This window comes from Streptomyces sp. NPDC020681 (assembly GCF_044334895.1).
Lineage (GTDB): Bacteria > Actinomycetota > Actinomycetes > Streptomycetales > Streptomycetaceae > Streptomyces.
This window is the reverse complement of the sequence record NZ_JBIRTX010000014.1, coordinates 205,715-232,193: the sequence shown is the minus strand read 5'-3', so window position 1 is coordinate 232,193 and position 26,479 is coordinate 205,715. Positions and strand designations below refer to the sequence as shown.

25 protein-coding genes are annotated in these 26,479 nt (G+C 70.2%); 8 read left to right on the top strand and 17 right to left on the bottom strand.

Features of this window, described 5'->3' with window-relative positions; all coding sequences use genetic code 11:
• Window positions 1–4 precede the first annotated feature (4 nt).
• Genes ACH4YL_RS29215 through ACH4YL_RS29205 form a run of 3 tightly spaced genes read right to left on the bottom strand, consistent with a single transcriptional unit; the run spans window position 5 to window position 3,594 of the window.
• Window positions 5–928 carry an N-acetylneuraminate synthase family protein gene (locus tag ACH4YL_RS29215; RefSeq protein WP_398510429.1) on the bottom strand — a complete coding sequence of 308 codons (924 nt, stop codon included), beginning with the start codon at window positions 926–928 and terminating at the stop codon, window positions 5–7.
• Window positions 929–940: 12 nt separating this feature from the next.
• Window positions 941–2,218: a cytidylyltransferase domain-containing protein gene (locus ACH4YL_RS29210; protein WP_398510428.1), complete on the bottom strand. Its 1,278-nt coding sequence runs from the start codon at window positions 2,216–2,218 to the stop codon at window positions 941–943.
• A 50-nt stretch (window positions 2,219–2,268) separates the two neighbouring features.
• Window positions 2,269–3,594, bottom strand: a complete 1,326-nt coding sequence (locus ACH4YL_RS29205) for a DUF6716 putative glycosyltransferase (RefSeq protein ID WP_398510427.1) — start codon at window positions 3,592–3,594, stop codon at window positions 2,269–2,271.
• 177 nt (window positions 3,595–3,771) lie between these two features.
• On the opposite strand from ACH4YL_RS29205, the gene ACH4YL_RS29200 reads away from it, so the two are divergent.
• Both ACH4YL_RS29200 and ACH4YL_RS29195 read left to right on the top strand, forming a co-directional pair.
• Window positions 3,772–4,764, top strand: a complete 993-nt coding sequence (locus tag ACH4YL_RS29200) for a glycosyltransferase family 2 protein (protein WP_398510453.1) — start codon at window positions 3,772–3,774, stop codon at window positions 4,762–4,764.
• Complete coding sequence (locus ACH4YL_RS29195) at window positions 4,764–6,101, top strand: polysialyltransferase family glycosyltransferase (RefSeq protein WP_398510426.1); 1,338 nt, start codon at window positions 4,764–4,766, stop codon at window positions 6,099–6,101. Before ACH4YL_RS29200 ends, ACH4YL_RS29195 begins: the two co-directional genes overlap by 1 nt.
• A 67-nt stretch (window positions 6,102–6,168) precedes the next feature.
• Here the strand turns inward: ACH4YL_RS29195 and ACH4YL_RS29190 are convergent, their stop codons facing one another.
• Window positions 6,169–6,819: a TetR/AcrR family transcriptional regulator C-terminal domain-containing protein gene (locus ACH4YL_RS29190; RefSeq protein WP_398510425.1), complete on the bottom strand. Its 651-nt coding sequence runs from the start codon at window positions 6,817–6,819 to the stop codon at window positions 6,169–6,171.
• Between the two features lie 59 nt (window positions 6,820–6,878).
• Between ACH4YL_RS29190 and ACH4YL_RS29185 the strand changes: the two genes are divergently transcribed.
• The gene (locus ACH4YL_RS29185; RefSeq protein ID WP_398510424.1) at window positions 6,879–8,288 is read left to right on the top strand and encodes an FAD-dependent monooxygenase; all 1,410 of its coding nucleotides are present in this window, start codon (window positions 6,879–6,881) and stop codon (window positions 8,286–8,288) included.
• Here the strand turns inward: ACH4YL_RS29185 and leuE are convergent.
• Entirely contained in the window at window positions 8,275–8,928 is a 654-nt protein-coding gene (leuE, locus tag ACH4YL_RS29180; protein ID WP_398510423.1) for a leucine efflux protein LeuE, read from the bottom strand. The two genes, ACH4YL_RS29185 and leuE, sit on opposite strands and share 14 nt — an antisense overlap.
• A 71-nt stretch (window positions 8,929–8,999) precedes the next feature.
• On the bottom strand, window positions 9,000–10,598 hold the full coding sequence (locus ACH4YL_RS29175) for a methylmalonyl-CoA mutase (protein ID WP_398510422.1): 1,599 nt from the start codon (window positions 10,596–10,598) through the stop codon (window positions 9,000–9,002).
• Between the two features lie 190 nt (window positions 10,599–10,788).
• On the opposite strand from ACH4YL_RS29175, the gene ACH4YL_RS29170 reads away from it, so the two are divergent.
• Window positions 10,789–11,661: a L,D-transpeptidase family protein gene (locus ACH4YL_RS29170; RefSeq protein WP_398510421.1), complete on the top strand. Its 873-nt coding sequence runs from the start codon at window positions 10,789–10,791 to the stop codon at window positions 11,659–11,661.
• A 215-nt stretch (window positions 11,662–11,876) separates the two neighbouring features.
• Here the strand turns inward: ACH4YL_RS29170 and ACH4YL_RS29165 are convergent, their stop codons facing one another.
• The 5 genes from ACH4YL_RS29165 to ACH4YL_RS29145 all read right to left on the bottom strand — a co-directional run bounded on the left by ACH4YL_RS29165 (window position 11,877) and on the right by ACH4YL_RS29145 (window position 15,766).
• Entirely contained in the window at window positions 11,877–12,875 is a 999-nt protein-coding gene (locus tag ACH4YL_RS29165; protein ID WP_398510420.1) for a hypothetical protein, read from the bottom strand.
• A complete protein-coding gene (locus ACH4YL_RS29160; RefSeq protein ID WP_398510419.1) occupies window positions 12,875–13,594 on the bottom strand; it encodes an RNA polymerase sigma factor in 720 nt (239 codons plus the stop codon). The genes ACH4YL_RS29165 and ACH4YL_RS29160 overlap by 1 nt, the downstream gene beginning before the upstream one ends.
• 308 nt (window positions 13,595–13,902) lie before the next feature.
• Window positions 13,903–14,631: a hypothetical protein gene (locus ACH4YL_RS29155; RefSeq protein WP_398510418.1), complete on the bottom strand. Its 729-nt coding sequence runs from the start codon at window positions 14,629–14,631 to the stop codon at window positions 13,903–13,905.
• 4 nt (window positions 14,632–14,635) lie between these two features.
• Window positions 14,636–15,223 (bottom strand): RNA polymerase sigma factor, encoded by a 588-nt coding sequence (locus ACH4YL_RS29150; RefSeq protein WP_398510417.1) that lies wholly within the window; start codon window positions 15,221–15,223, stop codon window positions 14,636–14,638.
• 84 nt (window positions 15,224–15,307) lie between these two features.
• Window positions 15,308–15,766 (bottom strand): hypothetical protein, encoded by a 459-nt coding sequence (locus ACH4YL_RS29145; RefSeq protein ID WP_398510416.1) that lies wholly within the window; start codon window positions 15,764–15,766, stop codon window positions 15,308–15,310.
• Window positions 15,767–15,978: 212 nt separating this feature from the next.
• Between ACH4YL_RS29145 and ACH4YL_RS29140 the strand changes: the two genes are divergently transcribed.
• Window positions 15,979–17,541 carry an SMI1/KNR4 family protein gene (locus ACH4YL_RS29140; RefSeq protein WP_398510415.1) on the top strand — a complete coding sequence of 521 codons (1,563 nt, stop codon included), beginning with the start codon at window positions 15,979–15,981 and terminating at the stop codon, window positions 17,539–17,541.
• 12 nt (window positions 17,542–17,553) lie between these two features.
• On the opposite strand, the gene ACH4YL_RS29135 is transcribed toward ACH4YL_RS29140, so the two are convergent.
• The 6 genes from ACH4YL_RS29135 to ACH4YL_RS29110 form a co-directional block, all read right to left on the bottom strand.
• Window positions 17,554–17,799, bottom strand: a complete 246-nt coding sequence (locus tag ACH4YL_RS29135; RefSeq protein WP_398510414.1) for a DUF397 domain-containing protein — start codon at window positions 17,797–17,799, stop codon at window positions 17,554–17,556.
• A complete protein-coding gene (locus ACH4YL_RS29130) occupies window positions 17,796–18,617 on the bottom strand; it encodes a Scr1 family TA system antitoxin-like transcriptional regulator (RefSeq protein WP_398510413.1) in 822 nt (273 codons plus the stop codon). Before ACH4YL_RS29130 ends, ACH4YL_RS29135 begins: the two co-directional genes overlap by 4 nt.
• Before the next feature lie 178 nt (window positions 18,618–18,795).
• Window positions 18,796–20,826: a hypothetical protein gene (locus ACH4YL_RS29125; protein ID WP_398510412.1), complete on the bottom strand. Its 2,031-nt coding sequence runs from the start codon at window positions 20,824–20,826 to the stop codon at window positions 18,796–18,798.
• Between the two features lie 290 nt (window positions 20,827–21,116).
• The gene (locus ACH4YL_RS29120; RefSeq protein WP_398510411.1) at window positions 21,117–21,701 is read right to left on the bottom strand and encodes a hypothetical protein; all 585 of its coding nucleotides are present in this window, start codon (window positions 21,699–21,701) and stop codon (window positions 21,117–21,119) included.
• Window positions 21,702–22,051: 350 nt separating this feature from the next.
• Window positions 22,052–22,849, bottom strand: coding sequence for a DUF4328 domain-containing protein (locus ACH4YL_RS29115; RefSeq protein ID WP_398510410.1), 798 nt, complete (start codon window positions 22,847–22,849; stop codon window positions 22,052–22,054).
• Between the two features lie 142 nt (window positions 22,850–22,991).
• On the bottom strand, window positions 22,992–24,599 hold the full coding sequence (locus ACH4YL_RS29110) for a glycoside hydrolase family 20 protein (protein ID WP_398510409.1): 1,608 nt from the start codon (window positions 24,597–24,599) through the stop codon (window positions 22,992–22,994).
• A 293-nt stretch (window positions 24,600–24,892) separates the two neighbouring features.
• On the opposite strand from ACH4YL_RS29110, the gene ACH4YL_RS29105 reads away from it, so the two are divergent.
• The 3 genes from ACH4YL_RS29105 to ACH4YL_RS29095 all read left to right on the top strand — a co-directional run bounded on the left by ACH4YL_RS29105 (window position 24,893) and on the right by ACH4YL_RS29095 (window position 26,467).
• Entirely contained in the window at window positions 24,893–25,417 is a 525-nt protein-coding gene (locus tag ACH4YL_RS29105) for a 2-oxo-4-hydroxy-4-carboxy-5-ureidoimidazoline decarboxylase (RefSeq protein WP_398510452.1), read from the top strand.
• Between the two features lie 168 nt (window positions 25,418–25,585).
• Window positions 25,586–25,966 (top strand): succinate dehydrogenase, cytochrome b556 subunit, encoded by a 381-nt coding sequence (gene sdhC, locus ACH4YL_RS29100; RefSeq protein WP_398510408.1) that lies wholly within the window; start codon window positions 25,586–25,588, stop codon window positions 25,964–25,966.
• 9 nt (window positions 25,967–25,975) lie between these two features.
• Window positions 25,976–26,467: a succinate dehydrogenase hydrophobic membrane anchor subunit gene (locus ACH4YL_RS29095; protein WP_398510407.1), complete on the top strand. Its 492-nt coding sequence runs from the start codon at window positions 25,976–25,978 to the stop codon at window positions 26,465–26,467.
• The last annotated feature ends 12 nt before the right edge of the window (window positions 26,468–26,479 follow it).

Here is a 26,479-nt window from a genome sequence, read left to right as displayed (position 1 = left end):
GGCGTCAGACCGTGACCGGCTCGGCCTGCTCGGCCTCGGCGATGACGCCCGTGACCCGGCGGAGCTTCTTCATCGGGCCGAGCTCGGACTCGTACACCTTCTTGATGCCGTCACCGAGAGCGGCCTCGATGGTGCGGATGTCGCGGACCAGGCGCTGCAGGCCGCCCGGCTCGACGGAGGCGGCCTGGTCGGAGCCCCACATGGCGCGGTCGAGGGTGATGTGGCGCTCGACGAAGGCGGCGCCGAGCGCGACCGCGGCGAGCGTGGTCTGCAGTCCGGTCTCGTGGCCGGAGTAGCCGATCGGGACGTTCGGGAACTCGGCCTGCAAGGTGTTGACGACGCGGAGGTTGAGCTCCTCCGCCTTCGCCGGGTACGTCGAGGTGGCGTGACAGAGCAGGATGTTGTCGCTGCCCAGCACCTCCACCGCGTGCCGGATCTGCTTCGGCGTCGACATGCCGGTGGAGAGGATGACCGTCTTGCCGGTGGCGCGCAGGGCACGCAGCAGCTCGTCGTCGGTCAGCGAGGCGGAGGCCACCTTGTGGGCCGGGACGTCGAACTTCTCCAGGAAGGCGACGGCCTCGGTGTCCCACGGAGAGGCGAACCAGTCGATGCCGCGCTTCTTGCAGTGCTCGTCGATCTGGCGGTACTCGTCCTCACCGAACTCCACACGGTGGCGGTAGTCGATGTAGGTCATCCGGCCCCAGGGGGTGTCGCGCTCTATGTCCCACTGGTCGCGCGGGGTGCAGATCTCCGGGGTGCGCTTCTGGAACTTCACCGCGTCACAGCCGGCATCGGCGGCGGCGTCGATCAGCGCGAAGGCGTTGTTCAGGTCGCCGTTGTGGTTGATGCCGATCTCACCCGTGACGTAAACAGGGTGGCCCGGCCCGGCTGTCCTGGTGCCGAGGGTACGCAGACGGGACGTGCTCATGGGGGTAGTTCCTTACTGCTCGGGGGAGTTGTGGGACGTGGCGGGGGTGTTGAGCGTCGGGCCGAGAAGCCAGGAGGCGATCTCCCTGATCGCCCCCTCACCGCCGGGCGTCGTGGTGACGGCACGCGCGGCGGCGCGAACGGATCCGTGCGCACTCGCGACGGCTACGGGCCAGCCGGCGAGGTCGAAGCACGGAAGATCGTTGACGTCGTTGCCGACGTAGAGCACCCGCTCCGGTGCGATGCCCTGTTCCTCGCACCACTGCTTCAGTGCGAGGTCCTTGCGGTCGATGCCGTGCAGGACGGGGATCTTGAGCTTGCGGGCGCGGGCTGCGACCACCGGGTTCTGCTCGGTGGACAGGATCAGCAGTGCCAGACCGGACGTGCGCAGATGCGCGATGCCGAGGCCGTCGCCGCGGTGGACCGCGACGGTCTCGCGGCCCTCCGCGTCGATGTAGACCCGGTCGTCGGTCTGGGTGCCGTCGAAGTCGAGCACGACGGCGTCGACGTCCTCGCGCGCGGGCAGCGCGGGAGCGTCGAGCAGGGGGGCGAGCGCACGGGCCCGGGCGAGGTCGTGCGGGTCGTCGACCTCCAGGACCCTGGCGGGGTCGGTCTGGACGAGCGCGGTGCGGCCGAAGAAGCGGTGGCCGGCCTCGCGGAAGCCGGTGGCCGCCATGGCGTACGCGGCGCCCGTCTCCAGGAAGTCCTGCGGACGGTCCTGGCGGCGCGGCCGGAAGGAGGCGTCGTGGTTGACGCCGTAGCCGGACGTGGCCGCGGTGTCGACGAGCAGTGTGGTCGAGCCGCCGACGCGCTGGGCGCCGATGGAAGGTTCGCCGGCGTTCTCCTGCGGGTTCCGCTCGCGCCAGACGAAGCCGTGGAACGGAGCGACGGTGACCGCGCTGTCCGCGCCGCCCTCGATGACCGCTGCGGCGACGCCCTCGACGTCCTCGCGGGTCAGGAACGGGCTGGTGCACTGGACGAGCAGCACCACGTCGACCGGCGCGCCGCGCATCGCCTCGAAGGCGTCCATGGCGTGCAGCACCGCGGCCTCGCTGGTGGCGGTGTCACCGGCGATGGCGGCCGGCCGCAGCACCACTTCGGCTCCCGCGCCGCGCGCGACGGCCGCGATCTCCGGGTCGTCGGTGGAGACCACGACATCGGTGACCAGCGGGGCGGCGAGGCTCTCGCGTACGGCACGGGCCACCAGCGGCACACCGCGGACGGACGCCAGGTTCTTGGCCGGTACGCCTTTGGAGCCGCCCCGGGCTGGGATCACGGCGAGAACGGTCATCGGGGCTCCTGAGTACGGGAATTGCGAGGAGGCGTCGTCGCCCGGGGCGGTCACAGCTCGCCCATCCGGCGGATGATCGGGGCGACGCGCTGGACGCCGTGGCGGTACGCGCCGCGCGCGGCGTTGCGTACGGCGTCGCGCAGCACGCGGCGGACGCCGCTGATCTCGGTCGTGGGGGCCGCGCCGGCCAGCGGTGTGCCGTCCGGGGCCAGGTGGTGGCGGGCGAGGATGCCGGGCAGGTAGCCGGGCGCGGTGGCCGGTGTGTAGTACGGCTCGATCGGCGGCAGTTCGAGCCGCTCGAGCAGTTCGGCGACCCGCTTGCGTGCCGCGTCGAAGGCCGTGTCGTATCCGCCGTCCGCGGCCACGCCCTGCCGGGACAGCCACTCCGGGTCCGGCGTGGGCCGGTGGCCGCCGTCGAGGCGGTCCCAGGAGGTGAGCAGCCCGGAGCCGAGGAAGTGGTGGTTGCCGAGGGTCTCGCGGACGCCGAGATCGCTGAGGACGGCGGTCGGGATGCGGCGGTGCAGCGACTCCAGCGCGGCCGTCGAGGAGACGGTCACCAGCAGGTCGGTGCGGTCGAGTACCTCGCCCATGTGCCCGTACACCAGGCTGAAGTTGGGCGGCAGTCCGCCGGGAAGTTTGTCGGCGAGCTTCTGGTACGGAAGCTCTTCCAGGTGGGTGGTGTGCTCGCCGGGCTTGGAGCGCAGCTTGAGCAGTACGTCCCGCTCCGGGTGGAGCCTGGCGTGCTCGACGAGCCGGCGCAGCAGATAGGTGCGGTCGGCGCGGGACTCGGGCACGGAGGGCTGGGCGGCGAAGACGACGGTGTCGCGGCCGGCCGCGGCCTCGTAGGGAGCGCCGCCGAGGAAGGGCAGTGCGGCCTCGGTGACGGAGGAGGCGTCGGCGCCCACGCCCTCGTACACCGCGCGGAACCGGTCCGCGTCGTGACGGGAGTTGGCGAGGACCAGGTCCGCGCCATGCCGCAGCAGGAGTCCGTCGGCGAGCTTCTCGTAGACGACGCCGACATAGCCGGTGACGACCACGGGCCGGCGCGGCAGGTCCAGTGCGGCGATCCCGTGCAGCACGGCCTGGACCGCGCCGCCGACGAGGGCGAGCACGACCACGTCGTACGACTCGTCGCGTATGGCCCGCAGGAACTCGTTCCCGGTCACCTCGCGCAGGTCGTCGGCGCTCACTCCCACCTCCGCGAGCTGGCGGGCCGTGGGAGTGGCCCGGCCGCGCAGCAGAAAGCCGCTCAGCTCTATGGAGTCAGGAGGGAGGTTCGGTGCGATACGGCGCGCGGTGAGCGCACCCCATTTCCACCGGGTGTCGGAGTCGGCGAGTACGGCGATCCGTACGGCCTCGCTGGTACTTGATGGCACGTCGAGCACGTTAGAAAGGCATTCCGTTTCACGGCCCAACTGGGCCACAACAGATGGTTAACAGCGTGTCTACGCTTCGCGAAAAGCCGCACGAAAGGAACTGATTTACAAGTTGTTCACCCGCAATTTCCCTGAGGGTAAGAGCGAATGCCGGGGCCCGGCCCTAGGCTCACGCGAGTGGTTAAGCTCTCCGTCATCGTGCCGTTCTACAACGTGCAGACATACGCACCCGACACCCTCAGAAGCCTGCAGGCCAACGCCCGCGAGGACTTCGAATTCCTGCTCGTCGACGACTGCTCCAAGGACGGGACTCCCGAGATCCTCGAGCGCGCCGAACGCGAGGTGCCGGGTGCCCGTCTCATCAGACACGAGCAGAACGGCGGGCTCGCCACCGCGCGCAACACCGGCCTCGACGCCGCACGGGGCGAGTACCTGACCTTCCTCGACGGCGACGACTGGCTGGCCCCGGGCCACTACGAGTACCTGCTCACCGCCATGGAGGAGCTGGGCGTCGACTTCGTCCGCACCGACCATGTGCAGTGCACGGCCAGGGAACGCAAGGTCTTCCGCGTCCCCGTCGGCCGGCGCGGCGAGGTGCTTTCGCCGCGCGACGCGATCCTGCCCGCCGACCGCTCGACGAGCGTGGACTACCCGATGGCCTGGGCCGGGATGTACCACCGGCGGCTCGCCGACCGTGGACTGCTGCACTTCACGGACGGTCTGCGCACCGCCGAGGACCGGCCGTGGATCTGGCGGCTGCACCGCGAGGCGGACACATTCGCGGTCATCAGCCACCTGGGGATCTTCTACCGACGCGGAGTGGCATCATCCCTGACACAAATTGGTGACATTAGGCAGCTAGATTTCATCCGCGCATTCGACCAGGTGCTCGAAGAAACAGCGAAGGACGCCGATTCGGACCGACTGCTGAGAAAAGCAGTCCGGACCTATTGTGCTGTCATTTCTCATCACCTGGGATCAATCGAGAGGTTCGAACCTGCCGTGGCACGGAAATTGCGCGCAATGAGCGCGGCCGCGCTGAAGCGGATGCCGCAGGACATTTTGAAGGAAGCGCTCGATTCGATGGACGCTGAACGCGCATCGCGTCTGCGCAGGCTGCGCCGCCGGCCGGCCCCGTTTTCCGCTTCCTCCTCGGAGGCCGCGGCCTGATGCGTACGACTCAGATCTTCTACGCGTCCTCGCTGTACGGCGTGGCGACGCTGGCCGCCGCGATCGACAGCGGCTGTTTCGCGACCGCCGACCGGCGGCTGCTGCTGGTCGCCAACAACGCGACGACGCCCGAGACTTCGCCCTCGCTGGACACCATGGCCGGCTTCGAGCGGCTGCGCGGCCGCTTCGACGGCGTGCTGTCCTGGAACGAGGCCATCTCCCCGTTCCACCCGGGCGGCTGGACGCCACGGCCGGACGACATCCCCATGTGGGAGCGGTATCTGCGGATGCTGTGGGACCTCGGCGAGGACCGGATCGAGCTGGCGGTCGAGTCCATCCAGGTCGCCCCGGCGCTCGCGATCGCCCAGCTCTTCCCGGACGCCAAGCTGGATGTGTACGCGGACGGGCTGATGAGCTACGGCCCCACCCGCAGCAAGATCGACGCGCTGGTCGGCGAGCGGGTGCGCACGCTGTTCCATCTGGACCTGGTGCCGGGCCTGAAGCCGCTGCTGCTCGAGGAGTTCGGGGCCACGCCGCGGGTCGTGCCGACGGAGGCGTTCGCCAAGGTCGTCGCCGAACTCTCCGACGCGGTGCCGGACGCGACGGCGGGCGTGGCGGCCGGGGACGGCGCAGGTGAAGGACCGGCGCTGCTGCTCGGCCAGTACCTCGCGGCGCTCGGCATCATCACGCCGGAGGAGGAGGAAGACCTCCATGTACGGATGATCCGAGGCGCGGTCGCGCTCGGCCACCGCCGGATCGTCTTCAAGCCGCACCCGACGGCTCCGGCCTCCTGGACGCGCACCCTGGAGCGCGAGGCGGCGGCGCTGGAGGCCGAACTGACGGTCCTGGACCGGCCGTTGATCGCGGAAGTGCTGTACCGGCAGCTGCGGCCCGCGCTGGTCGCGGGCTGTTTCTCGACCGCGCTGTTCACGGCGAGCACGTTCTACGGCATCCCCGTGGCCCGGATCGGCACGGAACCGCTGCTCGACAAGCTCAAGCCGTACCAGAACAGCAACCGCATCCCGGTCACCCTCGCCGACGCGCTGCTGCCGGATCTGGACGAGGGCAGGTCGGGCGCGCCGGCCGGGGCGGACGAGGAACTGAAGGGCCTGCTCAGCGCAGTGGGCTTCGCGATGCAGCCGCAACTGAGGCCGGACATGCGCCCGGCGGCGGAGAAATATCTGGCGGGCAACTTCAACGGCCGTACGCGCCGCTACTTCAAGCGTCGCCGGCTGACCGTCCTCGGCCTCCCGGGAGGCATCCCGGTCCCGCGCAACCCCACGGTCCGCATGATGGTGCGAAGGGCCCGCCGCCTGAAGCGCGTGGCGCTGGGCTAGGGCCTGACCCAGACGACAGGCCCCAGCGACTGATTCCCGGGCCCGTGGCCGAGGGCGAAAACCCCGGCTACGGGCCCAGTACCGCCCCGATGCCCGCCACCACCGCCGCCAGGCCCTTCTCGAAACCGGCGTCGTGGTCCCGGAACATCTCCTCCCCCGCCGCAGCGGCCAGCGGGAACTCCGCCAGGCGCTCGGCGCGGGCCGCAAGGTCGTAGCCCTCGGTGCCCCGCGCCGGGTCCGGGCCCATCGCCTGTTCCTCGATCACGTAGCCGATCGTGTAGCTGTACCCCGTCAGCCACGCCCGTGCCGCCGCCCCGGGACTGAAGCCCGCTTCCGTGAGCAGACGCAGATGCGCCTCCATCGGGGCCGCGTAGCTCGTGTCCGTGAAGTGCGTGCCGCTGTATACCTTCGCGCCGTCCCGGTACCGCAGCAGATGCTCGCGGAGCCCACGCATCGCCGCGGTCACCGCCTCGCGCCAGTCCGCCGGCGGCCGCGACTCGGCGGCTGACGTCAGCTCCGCCGTCATCCGCCGGAGCATCTCCGTCGCCATCTCGTCCAGCAGCGCCTGCTTGTCCTTGAAGTGCCAGTACAGCGCCGGCGCCTTGACGTCGAGTTCCTTGGCGATGGCGCGCAGGGTCAGCCCTTCGAGGCCCACTTCGTTGAGCAGGCTCAGGGCGGTGCGCGCCACCCGGATGCGGTCGAGTCGTTCCGTAGCCACGGGGTCAACCTACCCGTACCACCTTGACAACTTAACAACGTTAAGCGCACCCTCGAGACATGGCACTTAACAGCGTTAAGGAAACCGGAGTACTCATCGTCGGCGCCGGCCCCACCGGGCTCGCCCTCGCCTGTGACCTGGCCCGCCGCGGCGTGGACGCCCTCGTGGTCGAGCAGTCGGAAGCCCTCTTCCCCGGCTCCCGCGGCAAGGGACTCCAGCCCCGCACCATGGAGGTCCTCGACGACCTCGGCGTGGTCGACGCCGTGCTGGCCGCGGGCGGCAAGGCGCCGGTCGGGATGGTCTGGCAGGACGGCGCTCGCCAGGGCGAGCACGAGATGTTCGAGCGCCCGGGGCCCACGGAGACCGCGCCGTACGGCGAGCCCTGGCTGCTCCCGCAGTGGCGCACGCAGCAGATCCTGCACACGCGCCTGACGGAACTGGGCGGCGGCGTCGCGTTCGGTACGGCCCTGACCGGGATCGCCCAGGACCCGGACGGCGTCACCGCCGAGCTCTCGACCGGCACGGTCCGCGCGGCGTACGCGGTCGCCGCCGACGGCGGCCGCAGCACGGTCCGCCGGACCCTCGGCATCGCGATGACCGGAGAGACCGTCGACCCTGCGCCGATGCTCGTCGCCGATGTCCGCATTCCCGCGCTCGACCGGCTGAACTGGCATGTCTTCCCGGGCGACGGGTCCGGCCATCTCGCCGTCTGCCCGCTGCCGGGCACCGACGACTTCCAGGTCGTGGGGCAGTTCGCGGACGGCGAGCCGGACATCTCTCCGGCGGGCGTACGCGAACTGATCGCCGCCCGCACCCATCTGACCGCGGACGATGTCACCGACGTGCGCTGGTCGTCGGACTTCCGGCCGAGAGCGGCGATGGCGGACCGGTTCCGCGACGGCCGGGTGTTCCTGGCCGGGGACGCCGCTCATGTGCACTCCCCGGCGGGCGGCCAGGGCCTGAACACCAGCGTCCAGGACGCGTACAACCTCGGCTGGAAGCTCGGCCAGGTGCTGCGCCACGGCGCTCCCGAGTCACTGCTCGACAGCTACGAGCAGGAGCGGGAGCCCGTCGCCGCCGAGATGCTGGGCCTGTCCACCCGTATCCACCGAGGCGAGCAGCGGCGCGGCGCGGCCACCATGCAGCTTGGCCTCGGCTACCGCGGCGGCCCGCTCTCCGTCGGCGGCGCCGGTGCGCTGGAGGCGGGCGACCGCGCTCCGGACGGCCCGCTGCCGGACGGTCGGCGGCTCTTCGACCTCTTCCGCGGCCCGCACTTCACGCTGCTCGCCGTCGGCACCGATGCCGAACTGCCGCCGCTGGACGGCGAGTTGGTCCATGTGCACGGGATCGACGCGTACGAGCCGTACGGCAAGGGCGTCTTCCTGGTCCGGCCGGACGGGTATGTCGGCTGGGCGGGCGAGGACGCGACGGGCCTCACCGGCTATCTGGAACGGGTCAGCCGCTGCTGAGCGAGAGCTTCACCGCGAAGCCGAGGAACAGCGCCCCGGCCGCCGATGTCGCGCCCGCCGACAGCCGCTTGCGACGGCGGAACGCGGCCGCCAGATGCGTGCCGGTGAAGATCAGCAGCGTCAGGTAGAGGAAGCTCGCGAGCTGCGCGAGGACGCCGAGCACCACGAAGGACAGCGCCGGATAGGCGTACGCCGGATCGACGAACTGCACGAAGAAGGCGATGAAGAAGAGGATCGCCTTCGGGTTGAACAGGCTGATCACAAAGGCCCTGCGGAACGGCCGCTCGGCGGTCGATCCACCGTCCGCGGCCGGCTCCTCGATCGTCCGCTCACGGCGCGTACGCCACATCGACCAGGCCGCGCGCAGCATCCCGATCGCCAGCCAGGTCAGATAGCCGGCTCCGGCGAACTTCACGATCCCGAAGAGCACGGCGTTGGCCTGGAGCAGCGAGGCGACGCCGGCCGCGGACAGCACCATCAGCACGGTGTCGCCGCACCACACACCCGCGGCCGCCTGGTAGCCCGTGCGCACACCGCGGCGTGCGGCGACGGACAGCACATACAGCGAGTTCGGTCCCGGCAGCAGGACGATCAGGACAAGGCCCGCGAGATAGGTCGGCAGATCGGTAACACCCAGCATGAGGCGGAGTGTCGCACATGGGTACGACACTCCGCCTTTGTGTTTCGCATCTCGGAACCGCGGCGCCCGGCTCAGAACGCATCGGTCGGAACGTACGTGCCCCAGACCCCGCGCAGCGCATCGCACACCTCACCGACCGTGGCCCGCGCCTTCAGCGCGTCCTTCATCGGGTAGAGCACATTCGCCGTGCCCTCCGCCGCCTTCTTCAGCGCGGCGAGCGCGTCGTCGACCGCCGCCTGGTCCCGCTCGGCCCGCAGCTTCGCCAGCCGTTCCGCCTGCTGCGCCTCGATCGCCGGATCGACCCGCAGCGGCTCGTACGGCTCCTCGACGTCGATGGTGTAGCGGTTGACGCCGACGACGACCCGCTCGCCGCTGTCGGTCTCCTGGGCGATGCGGTAGGCGCTGTGCTCGATCTCGTTCTTCTGGAAGCCGTGCTCGATCGCGCGGACCGCGCCGCCCAGATCCTCGACCCGCCGCATCAGCGCCAGCGCCACCTCCTCCACGTCGTCCGTCATCTTCTCGACGACATACGAGCCGGCGAACGGGTCGACGGTGGCGGTGACATCGGTCTCGTACGCCAGCACCTGCTGCGTACGCAGCGCCAGCCGGGCCGACTTGTCCGTCGGCAGCGCGATGGCCTCGTCGAAGGAGTTCGTGTGCAGCGACTGGGTGCCGCCGAGCACGGCCGCGAGCCCCTGGACCGCGACCCGCACCAGGTTCACCTCCGGCTGCTGCGCCGTCAGCTGCACCCCGGCGGTCTGTGTGTGGAAGCGCAGCATCTGCGACTTCGGGTTCTTCGCGCCGAACTCCTCACGCATCACCCGCGCCCAGATCCGGCGCGCGGCACGGAACTTGGCGACCTCCTCCAGCAGCGTCGTCCGGGCGACGAAGAAGAAGGACAGCCGCGGCGCGAACTCGTCGACGTCCATCCCGGCGGCAACGGCGGTCCGGACGTACTCGATGCCGTCGGCGAGCGTGAAGGCGATCTCCTGCGCGGGCGAGGCGCCGGCCTCCGCCATGTGGTAGCCGGAGATCGAGATGGTGTTCCACTTCGGGATCTCGGCCTGGCAGTACTTGAAGATGTCCGCGATCAGCCGCAGCGACGGCTCCGGCGGAAAGATGTAGGTGCCGCGCGCGATGTACTCCTTGAGCACATCGTTCTGGATCGTGCCGGTCAGCCGGTCGGCCGGGACGCCCTGCTCCTCGCCCACCAGTTGGTAGAGGAGAAGCAGCAGCGCGGCGGGCGCGTTGATCGTCATCGACGTGGAGACCTTGTCCAGCGGAATCCCGTCGAACAGCACCAACATGTCGTCGACGGAGTCGATGGCGACGCCCACCTTGCCGACCTCGCCGTGCGCGATCGGGGCGTCGGAGTCGTGGCCCATCTGCGTCGGCAGGTCGAAGGCGACGGACAGGCCATGGGTGCCGTTGGCGATCAGCTGCTGGTACCGGGCGTTGGACTCGACGGCCGTGCCGAAGCCCGCGTACTGACGCATCGTCCAGGGACGGCCGGTGTACATGCTCGGGTAGACACCGCGAGCGAAGGGATATGCACCCGGTTCGCCCAGTTTCTCCGCCGGGTCCCATCCCTGGAGTGAGTCCGGACCGTAGACCGGCTCGATCGGCAGGCCACTCTCGGTGAATCGGCCACTGCCTGACTCGCGCGCCATTTCTCCGCCTCCGCTGGAGCTACTCACTGGTAACAAATCCTCGCCGCGGACTGTAGCGGCGGCTCCGCGGCGGTTGGAGTCCCGCCCGCTGGGAGCTTGCTCACAGCCCTTCCCCATAATGCGCGGGATTGTGCAACCGGGCAGTGCGGGAATCCATCTCTTCAGGCACAGGACTTACAGGGGGGCGCACATGCTTCGGAACATCGTCATACGCAGATCTCTCGCCGCGGCGGCCGTGCTGGTCGTGACCGCGGTGACCGCGGGCTGTACGGCACAGGCCGCCGTGTCCGACCGGCCGGCCGGCGCCGACGCCAAGCCGGGCAGCGCGTCGCCCGCGGCCGCCGCGACGCCGTCGGCAACCGACTCCGCCACGCCGACTCAGAAGCCGAAGGACACGGCGACTCCCGGCGAGCAGTCGAGCGCGCCGGCCGAGGTGCTGATGGCGAGCGGGTCGAAGGGCGAGAAGGTGCGTGAGCTCCAGGCCAGGCTCGCGCAGATCGGCTGGTTCGACGACCGGCCGTCCGGCACGTACGGTCCGGTCACCACGGCAGCCGTGAGCGGCTTCCAGGGCAAGCGCGGACTGCCGCAGACCGGCGACACGGACACCGTGACCTGGCAGCGGCTGCTCGGCATGACGACAAAGCCGACGCGTGACGAGCTCAACGGCAAGGAAGTCAACAAGCCGTCGGCGAAGCTGGATCCGCGCTGCAAGACGGGCCGGGTGCTGTGCATCAGCAAGACCACCCGCACGCTCTCCTGGGTGATCAACGGCAAGGTGCAGTCGACGATGGACGTGCGCTTCGGCTCGCAGTACACGCCGACGCGTGAAGGAACGTTCAGCGTGTTCCAGAAGTCCCGGGACCACGTGTCGACGATCTACCACACGCCCATGCCGTACGCGATGTTCTTCAGCGGCGGCCAGGCGGTGCACTACTCGTCGGACTTCGCGGCCCGCGGCTACAACGGCGCCTCGCACGGCTGCGTCAACGTCCGGGACAAGAGCGCGATCGCCTCGCTGTTCAACCAGGTCCACACCGGCGACAAGGTCGTCATCTACTGGTGACGAGCCGAAGGTGCAAAAGGCGGGGTTCGGGAGGCGGAGTGTAAGAGGCGCGGGCGGGACCGGGGGAACGTGTCCCGCCCGCGCCATGTGCGCCCTGCCGTAGGTACGGGGGGAACCCCGGCACGGGCGCGGCCGATGACCAGTCGGCTCACTTTCTACTGCGTCGTAGGCTCAAAAAACGTCACACCGACCGGCCGGTTTTATGAATCGCCTGGTCAGGAGGTGTGGAAGATGCCGCTCGGAGCCGGCGTGGGGGTGTTTTCGGACGGAGCGGGCGCGGGCAGCGGCTGCGGCTTCGTCCAGGAAACGGGTGGCATGGACGGGCCCGAGGAGCCACCGCCGTCGGAGTCCGGTCCGCCGTCGTCGCCGTCGTTCTTGCCGTCGCCGGTGCCGCCGCCGTCGTGGCTGCCGTCGCCGCCGCCGTTGCCGTCCCGCGAGTCACCGTCGAGGAGCCGGTCGCAGAACTCCTGCACCCTCCCCGGGCCGTTGGCGACGATCTCGAGTCGCTTCTTGCGCTGCGGGTCGATGGTGCCGTCGCGGTACTGGCGGCAGGCCTCGACCGTCTTGCGGTACAGCTCGGCGCGCCGCCTGTCCTTGCCGTCGCTGTCGCCCCTGTCGTCGCCGTTCCCGTCGCCTCTGCCGGTCGGGTCCGGGCTTGCTCCGCCGCTCGCGGGCGGTGAGACCGGCGGTGAAGTGACCGGCCCCGGCGTCTCGACGGGAGGCGCGAGGGTGCCGCCGGACGGCGACTCGGAGAGCAGCGGTCCCGGTGTCGCCGCGGCCGAGACCGAGGATGCCGGCAGCGGTCTGCTGTCGAAGGGCGACGGGAGCAGACCCGTGCCCGCGGCGACCGCGACCCCGCCGAGCGCGCAGCCCGCCACGGCGGCGGCGAGCCCGAAGCGGACCGGCCTGCGCAGGCGTGCGCCCATCGTGGAGCCCGGCGCGGACGTCGCGAGACGGATGGTTCCGAGGCTGTCGCCGGGATCTGCCGCGGCGTCCGCCCTGGCTTTCCGGAAGGCCGCCAACGCACTGGCCTCACCTGGCATTTCGCCGTCTTCGGGGTGACTGGGCACGACGGGGCGACCCGCGGCGTACAGTGCGCGGGACAGTCGCGCGGCCTGTGTGCGGGCGTGTTCGTCAGCGGTCTCGACCGGTTCGCCGCGCAGCAGCCGTTCTGCCGCGTGCTTGTCCAGCCACTCGTACCGCTCGTCGGCCATCACATGTCCTTCTGCGTCCGCACGCGTGATTGCGTCACACCGGCGGGCGCCGTCGCACCGGGCCGGGGACCGCGCTGCGGAGGCACGCCGTTGAGATCCACGCCGCGGTCGGCGGGACCGGTCACGCTGTCGGAAGCGGAGTCCGAGCCGATGTCCACGGCCACCGCGCCTTCCGCGCCCAGCAGCTCGGAGAGCCTCTTCAGCCCGCGGTGCGCCGCGGTCCGTACGGCTCCGGGCCGCTTGCCGAGCGTCTTCGCGGCGCTCTTCGCGTCGAGGCCGACCACGACGCGCAGCACGACGGCCTCGGCCTGGTCCTGCGGCAGCTGGGCGATGAGGGCCATGGTGTTGCCGGTGGCGAGTGCCTCCATCGCCTCGTCGGCCGTGTCCGATTCGGCCGGTTTTGAAGTGAGTTCGGTCTCGTCGGCGCCGACGGCCGGACGGCGGCCGCGCATCCGGATGTGATCGAGGGCCCGGTTGCGGGCGATCCGCGCTGCCCAGCCGCGGAAGCGGTCCGCGTCGCCGCTGAACCGGCCGAGGTCCCGGGCGATCTGCAGCCAGGCCTCGGATGCGACGTCCTCGGCGTCCGGATCGCCCACGAGCGTCCGCACATAGCCGAGCAGCCGCGGGTGCACGGCGCGGTACACAGTACGGAAGGCGGATTCGTCCCCGTCCTGTGCCGCGAGCACCGCGGTGGTCAACTCCGCGTCGTCCCCCAGCACTACCTCAACCTGTCTCAAATCGCAGCTGGTCATGACTGCCGCGCCATGCGCGAATCAGCACGCTACGTCCTTCCGCAGGGCCACGTCCATGCCTTGTACAACCTGCAACAATTTGCTGACCGAGCGCGGTGTGACAGAAAACGCACGCTCGGCGCTGAGAGAAGTACGGGGCGGCCCTGCCGCCCCGTAGGACGACGACCGGGGCCTCTCCTGTGGGGGGTGGCGGCCCCGGTCGTCCTTCCACCTCACAGGTTTCGCAGGCGTCACGGGTTTCGCACGCGTAACAGTCGCGGCGTCCGGACGGCCGGTCAGCGGGACCGACTGTCGGCCCCTTGCCCCTTTTCGGCAGCTTTCTCCCCGGACTCCGCCTCGGGGGGCTCCACTTCGGCGGACTCCACATCCGAGGGCTTCCCGTCCACCGGGCTCTGCCCGGTTTCCTCCTGCTCGGCCGCCAACTGCCGCTCGCAGTAGTCCCGTACCTCCTGCGGGCCGCCCGCGGCCGCCTCGAGTTCGGCCATCGCCTCGCCCCGCGGCGCCTTTCCCCGTCGCGAAACGGCGTCCAGGTACACCCGGCAGTGGGCCGCTGTGTCCCGCGTCGTGCCCGGAGGCTGAGACGGGGCTCCGGACGTCGGGACGGGCCGCACCGATTCCTCAGGTGCGCCGCGCCCACGCTCCTCGCTCTGCCCGGGACCGGGCTCCGCGGGCGCGCTCGGTACCGGCTTCGGCTCCGAGGCGTCCACGAACGGGAAAGGAATCGGACCGTCCCCGGCCGCGACCGCGACCCCGCCCAGCCCTGTGATCGCCACCACACCCGTCACCAGGGCTTTGAGGGCCCGCGCCCGGCGGCGGGCACCGGCCGGCCGCCAGTCGTCCCGGCTGCGCCGCCACCGCACCGCGCGCACGCCCTCCGCACGCGCCGCGCGGAACGCCAGGAGAGCCCGCTCCTCAGCGGCCGGATCGAGCGCGCCGTGGCGGCGCGCCGCCCCGAGCAGCGCGTCGAGTTCGGCTGTGTGCGGGTCTTCCCGTTCGGGTTTCATGAATTCATCCTTTGGCGTGCGGTGTTGCCAGTAGCTCCGCGAGTCCTTTCAGTCCCCGGTGAGCCGCGGTGCGCACGGCTCCAGGGCGCTTCCCCAGCACCCGTGCGGCGGCCGGCCCGTCGAGCCCGACGACCACCCGCAGCAGCACGGCTTCCGACTGCTCGCGCGGCAGTCTGCCGATCAGCTCGAGGGCCGCCTCCGTCGAGAGCGACTCCAGCGCCGCTCCGGCCGTGTCGTGCCCGCCCGCAAGTTCCAGTACGTCCTGGTCCAGCAGCGAGGTCCGCGGACGCCGCTTCTGCTTGCGCAGATGATCCAGGGCGCGGTGGCGGGCAATCGTCGCCGTCCAGCCCCGGAACCCCGCCCCGTCGCCCCGGAACCGGCCCAGATCACGGGCGATCTCCAGCCACGCCTCGGCTGCCACGTCCTCGGCCTCGTCGCCGACGAGCCCTCGGACATAGCCGATCAGACCCGGCTGCACCAGCCGGTAAGCGATCGCGAAGGCGTCCTCGTCGCCCTGCTGCGCCCGCTCGACAGCGGCCCCGAGCTCCGCGTCGTACGACCCCACACTTCCCTTTCCGTACGAACTCCGCATCACCTCCCGCGCACACGCCGCGGCGGTCGACGCCCCTTACATCTCTGCGTACGAAGACGAAGAAACGTCACCACGACGGAGAGGTCACCGTCCGCAGGCGACTTTCAGGCCCGGCTCGTCGGCCCTGCGCGCGCGTCCGTGCAGCAGCAGATAGAGGCGGCTCACGGACTCCTCGGGTCCGCCGAGCTCGAACCGGTTGACGACCTTCCCGAGCGGATTCCACTGCCGCCCGTCGGGCATCCGGATCCCCACCGGCTGCCCGAACAACTCCCGCTCCTCATTCCCGAAGTCCACCCATCGGGCCCCCGCCCGCCGCACGATCACCTCGCCGGCGTAGGCCCCCAGCCCTTGAAGCAGCCCGGCGACCTGCCCGCGCTCCGGACGGCCGCGCCGCACGCCGTCCACCATGAAGTCCACGAGCCGCAGGCTGGCCACGGAGTAGTCGAACGGCAGCCGGCTGCGCTGCGACAGACGGTCGACGACCCCGGCGACGTACGGGCGCATGTCGGCAGCACGCGGCAGCACTCCAAAGTCCGTATCCATGTATGACCCAGCGGCGGGCGGGCGCAGAACATCACGCGATGCGGGAGTGTTCGTTGTCACACCGGAGTTCGAGCCACCGGAATGCGACGGCCTACACGAGGCGCATTGTCCGCTTTGTCCGATCGCGTGTGTCGCGACGCGGCACTCATGTATAACCGCTGCGCCGTCCGACGGAAATACGGATCCCCCAACTCCGAACACAGGAGAAGTGCATGGTGGAGCAGGCGGTACGACCGATAGTCGAGGCGATCGTCGCGAACGCCCCGAGCGGCTGGACGGACGCAGTACTGCACAGCAAGGCAGGGCCTGGCGGTACCTCGGTGACCGGCGGCTACACCCCGCGGAGGGGCCGCTGGAACGACGGTGTGCCCAACCCCTACGTGGAACTCATGGCACTGGCGTTGACACTCCGCGAAGACCGCGGCTGGGAATCCGTCAGCCTCGAGATCCGGTGCCGGCCGTCCGGCGAGTACCGGCTCGTCGCCTTCCACGACGCCGTCACCCGCGTGACCGGTACGGGCGGCGGCTTCCAAGTGGTCCTGGACCCCGACTACCAGTTGCCCCAGCCCGGCTTGCACCAAGAGCCCTGCACCGCCGCACCGGCAGGCGACTCCGAGCTGGCCGTAACCCGCTTCCGCGCCTACCTCGAGCGGCGTGCCACGATCCTTGGGCAGCCCGACGAACTGCCCCCGCCCGCCACCGCCGCCGCGATCGACGCAGCCGAACGCCGCCTCGGCCGCCGCCTGCCCGCCGACCTGCGGGCGCTGTACGCGATCGCCGACGGCGACGGCCTGGGCTACGAGACCCGCGGCCTCTTCCGGGGCAACACGTGGCTGTCGCTGGAGAGCCTCGTCGCCGAGCGCACCGAGTGGGCCAGTGAACGGCCTTGGTTCGGCTGGGACTTGGAATGGGACTCCGTCGTCTTCGACACCACCCCCGCCAATACCGTCCGCCGCTGCGGAGGCCACCGCGGCTGGGTGCGCTTCGCCACCAGCGAGGACGGCAACTATCTGGCGGTCGACACCGACCCGGCCCAGGACGGCCGCCCCGGCCAGATCATCCGCACCGGCCGCGACTACCACGACGGGCCCTCCTACGTCGCCGAGTCGGTCACCTCACTCCTCGGCCACTACCTGGAACTGCTGGACCAAGGCGCATACGAGATACGCGGCGAATACATCTCCCTGCTGGAACCCGCCCGCGCCCACGCCCCGCAGCAGATCATCGGCGACATCCCCGACGAGGTCCCGTCCACCATCCAGGCAATCCACATCAACGACGCCACCGCCCTCGTCGACCTCGCCCCGCTCACCGCGGCCCCCAACCTCCGCCGACTGCACCTCAACCGCTCCACCACGGCCGACCTGACGCCGGTGCGCGAACTGCCCGTCGAATCTCTGCGCATCACGCTCGACGACGGCAATCTGACCGCGCTCGCAGGCCACCGCCACCTCGCCTCGCTCGACCTGACCACCACCGCGCCGACGGACCTCGCTCCGCTGCGCACCGTCCCGCACCTGCACGGCCTCGACCTCTCCGGAGCCGACGTCCCAGACCCGACCGTCCTGGCCGAACTGACGGGCCTCCGCTATCTCTCCCTCACCGGAGGCCAGTGGACCACTCTGCTGAACGAAGGCACGGTGCCATCCACCGTCACCGCCGCCCGACTGGCCGACGAAGACTCCTCGCTCGACGACGCCCTCGCCTGGGCAGCCCGCCTCGGCCTCAACACCGAGAACGCGCTCCGCGTCACCGGCACGCTCAAGCAGCCTTGAGCCGTCGCGTTCTTAGCTGGCCGCGAAGGAGACGAAGGATGCCCAGGCGGCGGGGCCGAGGGAGAGCTGAGGGCCGTGCTGGACCTTGGAGTCGCGGACGTGGACGGTGTCCGGGCAGGCCGCGACCTCGACGCAGTCGTCACCATCGCCGCCGCTGTAACTGGACTTGTGCCAGGAGAGGGCGACTTCGACGCAGTCGTCACCATCGCCGCTGCTGTAGCTGCTCTTGAACCAGGCCAGTTCGTCGTTGCCGCTCATAGCGCTCCTCGCAGTCGCATCAGCAGACCCCGGGAATCCTCCGGAGTGAGAGCCTGCGAACGCAGTTTCGCATAGCGCATGTGGAGCACACTGATCTCTTTCGGATCAGCGACGAACAGACCGCCGCGCTGCCCCTCGCAGTACCCGAACCACTGATGTTCCGGCGTCTCCAGCGACCAGATCGGCCCGCCCAGCCCTGCATGCTCCTCCCGCTCCAGCGGCATGACCTGAATCTCGACATTCCGCAGCTCCATCACCTCCAGGACATGCTCGGTGAGCTCCCGCGTCACCTCCACCCCGCCCGTACGCCGCAGAAACAGATGCTCTTCCAGGATGAAGCTGAACGCGGTGTTCGGCCGCTCCCGCAACAGCCGTTGACGCTCCAGCCTCGCCGCGAGCTGCGCGTCGATCTGCTCGTCACTCAACGGCGGCAACTGGCCCCGGAACAGCACTCGCGCGTACGCCTCCGTCTGCAACAGCCCTGGAATCAGCCGGGATTCATACGTGTCGAGGCTGATCGCATGCGTCTCAAGCCCTGCCCACTGCACAAACCACGCCGCCAGCCCCTGCTTCCGCGACAGCTGCCGCGCCGCCTTGCGCAGCACGCCGCGGGCGTCCAGCGCCGTCTCCGCCCGCTCGATGAACTCGTGCGACGGGAACCGTCTGCCCTGCTCGATGGAGGCCAGGTAGTGCGCCGAGTACTGCATCTGCGGTGCCAGCGCCTCCTGCGTGAGCCTCGCGTGCTCCCGGAACGCCTGGAGCGCGGCACCAAAGGTCTTGAGACTGTCGGACGGTTCGGACTCGGTTACTTCTGTCATGCCGGTGACCCCCGGGTCGTTCACGATCAACCCTGCCAAGTCACCCATGGTCACAGTCAGTTACCCGTACCGTCCACCCTTCGCGCTCGTACAGTCACTCACTGTACGAGTTGCCCGGCACGGGCCTGCTACGACGACAGCGGCCGGGACCCTTCCGCAGGGCCCCGGCCGCTACTCATCACTCTGAGGCGACCTTGCCCGGGACCACATGTGCGGTCCCGTCGGAGTCCAGCCAGGCCACGTTGCCGCTGAACTTGTCCACGTCGTAGTTCTTCCACATCGACACGGCGGGCAGGTCCGCGAGGACGATCGGCGCCGTGGCCGTACCGGTGCGGAAGTCACTCAGCCTCAGCTTGCCCGCGGCCTTGTCGTGGCCGACGACAAACCCGTTCCCGAGTTCACCGCGCACCGGCAGGCTGATGTTCGCGCCGGTGACCAGGTCGTGGACGCCGAAGGGATACGCGGCGGGGTCACCGGTGCTGTCCGGGAGCAGGCAGTCCCAGTACACGTACCGCCCGACGGTCTGTATGTCCTTGATCTGGCAGTCCGCGCCGACAGAGAGCGGAGTGACGGTCCCGGTCGCGAGGTCGCGGGACTCGATCTGCCCCCAGGTGCCGTCCGTGGTCCACAACTTGCCGTCCCAGACGGAGGCCGCGGGCTGGTTCAGCTCCTGGACGACCGCGCCGCCGCCGGGTGCGTCGAGGTCGATGACCAGGCGCTGCGAGCCGCCGCCGTAGACCGCGTACCGGCCGGCCGCGTCACGGAGCCCGAGCCCGGAGGTCTCCGGCGTCGGGCGGTCGAACGGCGTCATCTCGGTGCTCGCGCCGGACGCCTCCGTCCGTACGAGCACATCGCGTTGCGTGGCCGCGTCATGGCGGACGTGGAGCAGGCCGCCGTCCCCGGTGCCGACCGGCTGGCCGTAGGCGTCGCCCAGCGGGGCCGTGGTGAGTTCCGTGCGCGGGCCGGCCTCCGGCGTCGGGTTCAGCTTCACCTTCCGGGTCTGGTACGAGGGGTTGGCCGCGCTGTCGATCTCCTTCGTGACCAGGTGGCCGCCGGACAGCGAGATACCGCGCACGACGGCCGGCCTGGCCGGCACCTCGGCGAGCGTGCGGAGCGTCGGCGTACCGTCCGCGGCGGTCTCGACGCGGCGCACCGCCCAGTCACCGGACGCGCTGCCGCCGACCGCGATCGCTCCGCCGCCGGGGATCTGCGCGAGGCCCGGCTGAGCCGCGGCAAGCAGGGTGCGTACCGGGCCGCCGGCGAGCGGAGTGGCGTACAGCGGTCCGCCGAGCCCCGCCTCCGGGGCCTGGGACGTGGTGAGCAGCCAGTCACCGGCCAGCCCGACGGCGGCGGTGCCCTCCGGCGGGGCAGGCAGACTCAGTGCCGTCTGGGCCCCAGTGGGATCGTCGCGTCGCACCACCCGGGCCTGGCTCGCGTCCTGCTGGTACCAGGCGATATGCGTCGGCGAGAGCGCCGCCTGGAGGCGGAACGATTCGTCGATCGGGACATGCGCGGCGATCTCGGTGAGGCCGCCGGTCTCGAGGTCGAGCAGGCCGATCGCGTAGGCATGGGTGAACCGCACGAGCACGGAGCGGCCGTCACCGGCCAGCACGGGTTGCTTGTCGAAGCGCAGGCCCGACGGCGCCTCCACCGCGACGTCGCTGGTCACGCCGTCGCGCACCTGAAGGATGTGCAACTTGTCGACCTGCCACACCTCGTTGTACGAGATCGTGAGCACGGTCCTGCCGAAGGATGCGGCGGTGTACTGCCCGTCCGGCAGGGTGAGTTCGGTCGACTCGCCGGTCGCCGGGTCGCGGAGCTGCACCGCTCCGCTTGCGCTGTTCGGCACCGGCAGGATGTCGGTGCCGGCCGCGTAGTGGCCGTACTGGCCGGGAAGCGTGCCGTTGAAGTTGTCGACGGTCCGCTCGGTGCCGTCGTAACCGCGCCACTGGTACGGGCCGGCCGAGCCGTCGCTCGTCTCGCGGCGGTGGAGGTAGCCGGTGTCACCGGCCACGTACAGCGTGTCCTGGACCGGCGCGTAGCGGTCGGGCGCGGCGATGGTGAGTCCGGCCGGGTCGTCCTTCGCGCCTGCCAGCGCCGCGGGCGCGAGCAGGGGCACGGTCCCGGCGGCAAGTGCGAGGGCGGCCACGGTGGCCATACCGCCGCGGCCGAGGGTGAATCGAGAAGAGGACAGCTGTCGTCCCGTCACACATTCCTCCAAGTGTCGTACGAGGAACGGCGTCACGAGGCGCCCCCGGAGTGTTCACGAAGGGCGCCGGCCGTCCCTCCGGAAGCGCGCGAAGGTATAACACGCCGCCGAAGAACCGGGCCATCGAGCGGACAACCCTCCGATCAGCGCGGAAGAGTCATGAAGTGGGCCAAGAAGGGCGCCAGTACGGCCGACGCGGTCATCGAGCCCTCTTTGCGCAGGGGCTCACCACACCTCACCCCTCGGCGCCGGGGGCACCGAGGGTGGCCGGGCCGCCCGAGCCCAAAGCGTCAGCGCTTGACGCGCGCCCTGCGCGAGACCACCGCGCGCAGCACCCGCTGCCCCTCCGTCGAGACATCCAGCGCCTGCCGCAGCCCGACGCCGCCCTCGCCCTCCGCCAGGATCTCCAGGACCTGGATCTGCCGCCGCAGTTCACCGGCGACCAGCGGGCCGGCACCGTCCGGCTCGCCCTCGCGGCAGCTCTTGAGCACCTCGACGACATCGGCTGCCGCCGGCTCACCGTCGCCGTGGCCGGAGTCGAAGCGGTAGTGGAGTTCGAGCGCGGCCACGGAACAGTCGTCCGCCCACTCGCGCAGCAGGTCCGCGACCCACTCCGAGGGTGCGGCGCCGAGCATCTGACGTACGAGAGCGGCGGCTTCGTCCTCGGCGTCGGTGCTCTCCATCGCCTCTCTGGCCGCGGCGAGGCGTACGGACCAGTCGCCTTCGCCGTCCACAAGCCCGGCCCAGAGCGGACGCAGCGCGTCGGCCTCGGAAGCCAGCAGCGGCAGACAGCGGTCCAGGCACGCGAGCCCGCTCGCCGCCAGGCCTCGTTCATCCGCCTGTGCGATCAGTTCCCTCAGGCTCTTCGATGCCACCGGACGCCTCCCATTGCGGACGCTGTACTTCCTCTTTCTGCGTCCCGTGGCTCGATTCCGTCACTCCCACGAGCCGGAAACCCGGTTCTTCCAGGGATCGGGCGAAAGCTCCTCGGCGAGGGCCTCGGACCGCTTGGCGCAAAGTACCCCCTGGGGCGGTGCGGCCGCCATGGTTGTGCGGAGCTGTCCGTTCCCGTGCACCGCGACATCAATTCCGCGCCACTCGCACACATTTACGCCACAGCTCTGTTACATTCTGCGCACCCGGAACTCGGCCCGTGGAGCGCCCTGTTGGGGACGGCCGTTGCTCCGGACCACCGCGGTGTGAGCCCGCGCACCCCCGGGTGGGCTCACACCGCGATCTGCTGAGCACCTTCCTGTACGCCGCCCATCGCCCTGCTCTGCTGCATACGCGTCAGCCGGCGTACGACGACGATCGCGAGCGCCGCCGCAGCGATGTCGACGAAGCCGTCGACGATGAGCGCAACCGCAGCCGCCTTGAGTCCGTCGAGCGTCTCGGCCCCTTCGTACTGGCTGCCGGCGACAGCGTCGACGACTTGCGAGACGAGCCATGCCGCCCACCAGAAGTTGATGACGGTGTGCGGCTGCTGGGACTTCGCCGCGTACGGGTCCGGGCGGCTCGCCGCCCAGACGTCGACGGCGATCCCGCGCGGGATGTAGAGATTGCCGAACGGGATGAACCAGCCGCCGATCGCCCAGCCGCGTCCGCGCCGCTGCAGGTCGGGCGCGAGAACGTCGGCGTTGGACCGGACGCGGTGGAACCAGACGATGAAGACGACCACCGTCGCCACGAACGCGACGAACTCCAGCCCACCCACGGCGTCCATCAGTACGTCGGACAGCTCCGTGTCCGCATCGCCGAGGCGCTCGACACCGTCGCTCCGCAGCTGGTCCATCAGGCTGCTCAGATGGACCGAGGCGACCACCTGGAAGACATCGATCGCGATGACGAAGGAGAGCAGCGCGACAACGGCCTTCGAGAGCCCGACCGGCGAGCGCAGCCGAGCCGCGGGCTCCGCCACGGGCTTCAGGTGCGGCAACGCGGTGTTGGCCCGGGCGACGGCGCAGGTGTCGCAGAGCCCTTCGCCGGTCGTGGCGTTGTTCGTCCTGCATTCGGAACAGAGCACGGCTGAGCCGACCCCCCACGGGTGAAAACGGGTGGACGACACCCCTCCCCAGAGGCGTCACTGAAACGCGGCCGACAGCGCGCGGCCGCCGCCCGCGGACGATATGCCGCGGACGGTCACGCCGTCCACCAGGAACCCCTGCTCAGCCCAGCTGTCCCGCCAGTTGCACGAAGCTCTGCCAGCTCCGCGCCGGCTTCTTCGGGTCCCACAGCTTCTGGGCCGTCGCGTACAGCGGCATCCGGATGCCGCGTGCGATCTGGTCCTGGGTCTGGGAGTTGGCCAGGTCGCACCAGATGGCGAAGCGGCCGCCCAGGATCTGGTCCGAGTACCTCGCCGGGACCGGCGAGGTGCCGCGCAGGACCAGCGGGGTCCACTGTTCGTAGATCCGGCGGCCCGTCGGATAGACGAACTCGTTCGGCTCGCCGAGCACGTAGTACATGTACTCGTCGTTGACGTTGATCACCTTGCGGCCCGCGCTCAGATACTCCACCGGCGGCCGCGCGCCGATCTCCTTGCCCGTCCAGTACTCGACCTGGATGTCCTTGTCCGCCGCGACCACGCCGCCGCGGAAGAAGCCGTCGTTCCAGGCCTTGGGAGTGCGGCCGAGCGAGCGGACCACCGCCGCGCGGTCGTTGAGCCAGGCCGTCGCCAGGTCCTGTATCCGGCCGCGCGGGCCGTACTCCTGGCGGGCCAGGGCCGCCAGGGCCGGGAAGGACGCCTCCGGGCTGGAGCGGGTCAGCGCCTGGTACTCGTCGCCGCCCAGATGCCAGTACGCGCCGGGGAACAGCTCCGCGTACTCGCGCAGCAGGTCGTCCACGATCCGCGACGACTCCGGCTTTCCGATGTCGATCGCGCCGCGCACCGCACGGCCCGCCGTGTCCCGCAGCTGGAGTTGCGGATGCGCCGCGAGCACCGCGCCGAGGTGGCCCGGTGAGTCGATCTCCGGGATCACAGTGATGTGCAGCGACGCGGCAAGCGAAACGATCCGCCTGACTTCGGCCTTGGTCAGCCGCTGCTGCGAGACCACCTCGGGATGCGATTCCGATTCGATCCGGAAGCCCTGGTCGTCGGAGAAGTGCAGCCCCAGCTGGTTGAGCTTGATGTCGGCCATCTCCCGCAGCCGCGCCTCGATCCAGCCGGCCGTGAAGTGCTTGCGCGCGATGTCGACCATCAGTCCGCGCTGCGCCCGGTCCGGACCGTCCCGTACGACGCCTTCCGGCATCGCGCCGCCGGACTTCACCGCCTGCTTGAGCGTGCGCGTTCCGTAGAAGACGCCGGCCTCGCCGGGGCCGGTGATCCTGACCCGGCCGCCCTTCGTGACAACGTTGTACGACTCCGCCGCGCCGTCGCCCGCGAGTGCCAGCTCGACATCACCGGCGCGTGCGGCCACCGTGCCGCGGTAGCCGATCTTGAGCTCGCCTGCTATGAGCCGGCCCTCGTCCGCGAGAGCCTCGTCCGCGACGACGACCCCGGTGGTTGACGCGGGCCGCCAGCCCGGGCCACGGGCCGGCTCGAAGGCGCGTACGGAAGGGATGGTCGCGGGCGCGGTGGAGAGTGGATACGTCCGGGACGGCGATGGGGCCGCGGCCGCCTTGGTGGCACTGGGGCTGCCCGCCGCGTCCGGCGTGTCGCGCGCCTCGGGTTCTCCGTTCGAACAGCCGGCCAGCGTCGTCGACAGTGCCGCTGCTGTGGCGACGATCACGCAGGTGAAGCGGGCGCGAGTACGGCGCCGCCCAGAGTGGCGTATCACTCGGATACCTCCCATATATGGCGTTACTACGGCGAAGCACCCCCAACATCGTCCATCACATGAACCGAAACTCTCCCTTCCGGGTGAAAGTCGCGCATCCGTCGGACAACTGCTCGCACACCTCGATAGCGTTGTGACCCATCCAACCCTCCCTCCCCAGCGGCCCCGCTGTCCTGTTCGAGGAGCCCACGCTGTCCCGCGAATCCCACACCGGGTCCCGCGATTCCCACGCCGGCCTCCCGAAGCGACCGCCGACACTCCACCACACTCCCGGGTCACACGCTCACCCGGCGATACCGTCCTCGCTCCCTGCTCAGCGCAGGGGCGCGCCCGGCCTGGACCGCTTCAACACCGTCGCCGAAGACCTGGCCGTCGCCACGCTGCTCGCCTGCTGCCGCAGCCTCCGCTGGGCCCAGCGCATGGCCGACCACCGCCCCTACCCCGACCTCGACGCCCTGCTCGCCGCCGCCGACGAGGCCGGCTACGACCTCGCGCCCGGCGATATCGCCGAGGCCCTCGCCCACGAGTCCTCCACCGGTCTGCACCCCGGTGCCCCCGCTGCCGCGCACACCGCGCTGGGCGCCGCCCACGCCGCGTACGAGAGCCGCTTCGGCCATGCCTTTGTGATCTCCCTCGACGGCTTCAGGCCCGAGGAGTACCTCGACCAGGTGCTGGCCGGCATCCGCACCCGCCTCGCGCACGAACCGGACGAGGAGCGGGCGGTCTCCGCCGAGCAATTGCGCGGCCTCGCCCGCTCGCGACTGGCGCATGTAGTGGCCAACCATCCGGAATCAGACGTCGCGGGGGCTTCCCGATAGCCCGTCCGAGGCTGTTTGATTGCCTGTTTGATCACACCTGTGGACCCCGGGCGAGCGAACCGACAACTCGTCGCTACGATGGCCAGGGCCGGTGGACCGTACCCGGCCGGGCCAGACCGACACCCACAAGCCGGCAGGCCCCAATCCCCGCTCCCGGAGGGTTCTTCCGTGCCGGCTGGAACGCTGTACCGCGGCCGGGAAGGAATGTGGTCCTGGGTGGCTCATCGAGTCACCGGCGTCCTCATTTTCTTCTTCCTGTTCGTACACGTGCTCGACACCGCTCTCGTCCGCGTCTCGCCAGAGACGTACGACGATGTCGTTGCCACGTACAAGACGCCGATCGTCGCGCTGCTCGAATACGGCCTGGTGGCCGCGATTCTCTTCCATGCGCTCAACGGCCTGCGTGTCATCGCCGTGGACTTCTGGTCCAAGGGCCCGCGCTACCAGAAGCAGATGCTCTGGACAGTGATGGGCATCTGGATCGTGCTGATGGTGGGCGCCCTGTACCCGGTGCTCGGCCACGCCGTTCGTGAACTGTTCGGGAGCTGACGCGAGACCATGTCTTCAAACAAAACAGTTGCTGACACCTCTTCCACGATCGGTCCCGTCGAGGGCGCTTCCCTCTACGACGTGGACAACCCGGCACCGTACATCGAGGCCCCTCGCAAGCGCACCGGCAAGACCCCCAAGTCGACACGCGGCAACTTCGAGATGGCCGCGTGGCTCTTCATGCGCCTCTCCGGCGTCGTCCTCGTCGTCCTCGTCATCGGCCACCTGCTGATCCAGCTGGTGCTCGACGGCGGCGTCTCCAAGATCGGCTTCGCCTTCGTGGCCGGCCGCTGGGCGTCCCCGTTCTGGCAGACCTGGGATCTGCTGATGCTCTGGCTGGCCATGCTGCACGGCGCCAACGGCCTGCGTACCGTCATCAATGACTACGCGGAGCGCGCCAACACGCGGCTGTGGCTCAAGGGCCTGCTGTACACCGCCACGGTGTTCACCATCCTTCTGGGCACGCTGGTGATCTTCACCTTCGACCCGAACATCCGCTAGGCACGGGGCTGA

Bases quoted from the DNA above. Each gene is read 5' to 3' on its own strand.
- ACH4YL_RS29215 (WP_398510429.1), bottom strand. From the start codon at position 928: ATGAGCACGTCCCGTCTGCGTACCCTCGGCACCAGGACAGCCGGGCCG.
- leuE (WP_398510423.1), bottom strand. From the start codon at position 8,928: ATGCTGGGTGTTACCGATCTGCCGACCTATCTCGCGGGCCTTGTCCTG.
- ACH4YL_RS29145 (WP_398510416.1), bottom strand. From the start codon at position 15,766: ATGGATACGGACTTTGGAGTGCTGCCGCGTGCTGCCGACATGCGCCCG.
- ACH4YL_RS29170 (WP_398510421.1), top strand. From the start codon at position 10,789: ATGCTTCGGAACATCGTCATACGCAGATCTCTCGCCGCGGCGGCCGTG.
- ACH4YL_RS29165 (WP_398510420.1), bottom strand. From the start codon at position 12,875: ATGGCCGACGAGCGGTACGAGTGGCTGGACAAGCACGCGGCAGAACGG.
- ACH4YL_RS29095 (WP_398510407.1), top strand. From the start codon at position 25,976: ATGTCTTCAAACAAAACAGTTGCTGACACCTCTTCCACGATCGGTCCC.
- ACH4YL_RS29210 (WP_398510428.1), bottom strand. From the start codon at position 2,218: ATGACCGTTCTCGCCGTGATCCCAGCCCGGGGCGGCTCCAAAGGCGTA.
- ACH4YL_RS29195 (WP_398510426.1), top strand. From the start codon at position 4,764: ATGCGTACGACTCAGATCTTCTACGCGTCCTCGCTGTACGGCGTGGCG.
- ACH4YL_RS29150 (WP_398510417.1), bottom strand. From the start codon at position 15,223: ATGCGGAGTTCGTACGGAAAGGGAAGTGTGGGGTCGTACGACGCGGAG.
- ACH4YL_RS29175 (WP_398510422.1), bottom strand. From the start codon at position 10,598: ATGGCGCGCGAGTCAGGCAGTGGCCGATTCACCGAGAGTGGCCTGCCG.
- ACH4YL_RS29140 (WP_398510415.1), top strand. From the start codon at position 15,979: ATGGTGGAGCAGGCGGTACGACCGATAGTCGAGGCGATCGTCGCGAAC.
- ACH4YL_RS29155 (WP_398510418.1), bottom strand. From the start codon at position 14,631: ATGAAACCCGAACGGGAAGACCCGCACACAGCCGAACTCGACGCGCTG.
- ACH4YL_RS29135 (WP_398510414.1), bottom strand. From the start codon at position 17,799: ATGAGCGGCAACGACGAACTGGCCTGGTTCAAGAGCAGCTACAGCAGC.
- ACH4YL_RS29130 (WP_398510413.1), bottom strand. From the start codon at position 18,617: ATGACAGAAGTAACCGAGTCCGAACCGTCCGACAGTCTCAAGACCTTT.
- ACH4YL_RS29185 (WP_398510424.1), top strand. From the start codon at position 6,879: ATGGCACTTAACAGCGTTAAGGAAACCGGAGTACTCATCGTCGGCGCC.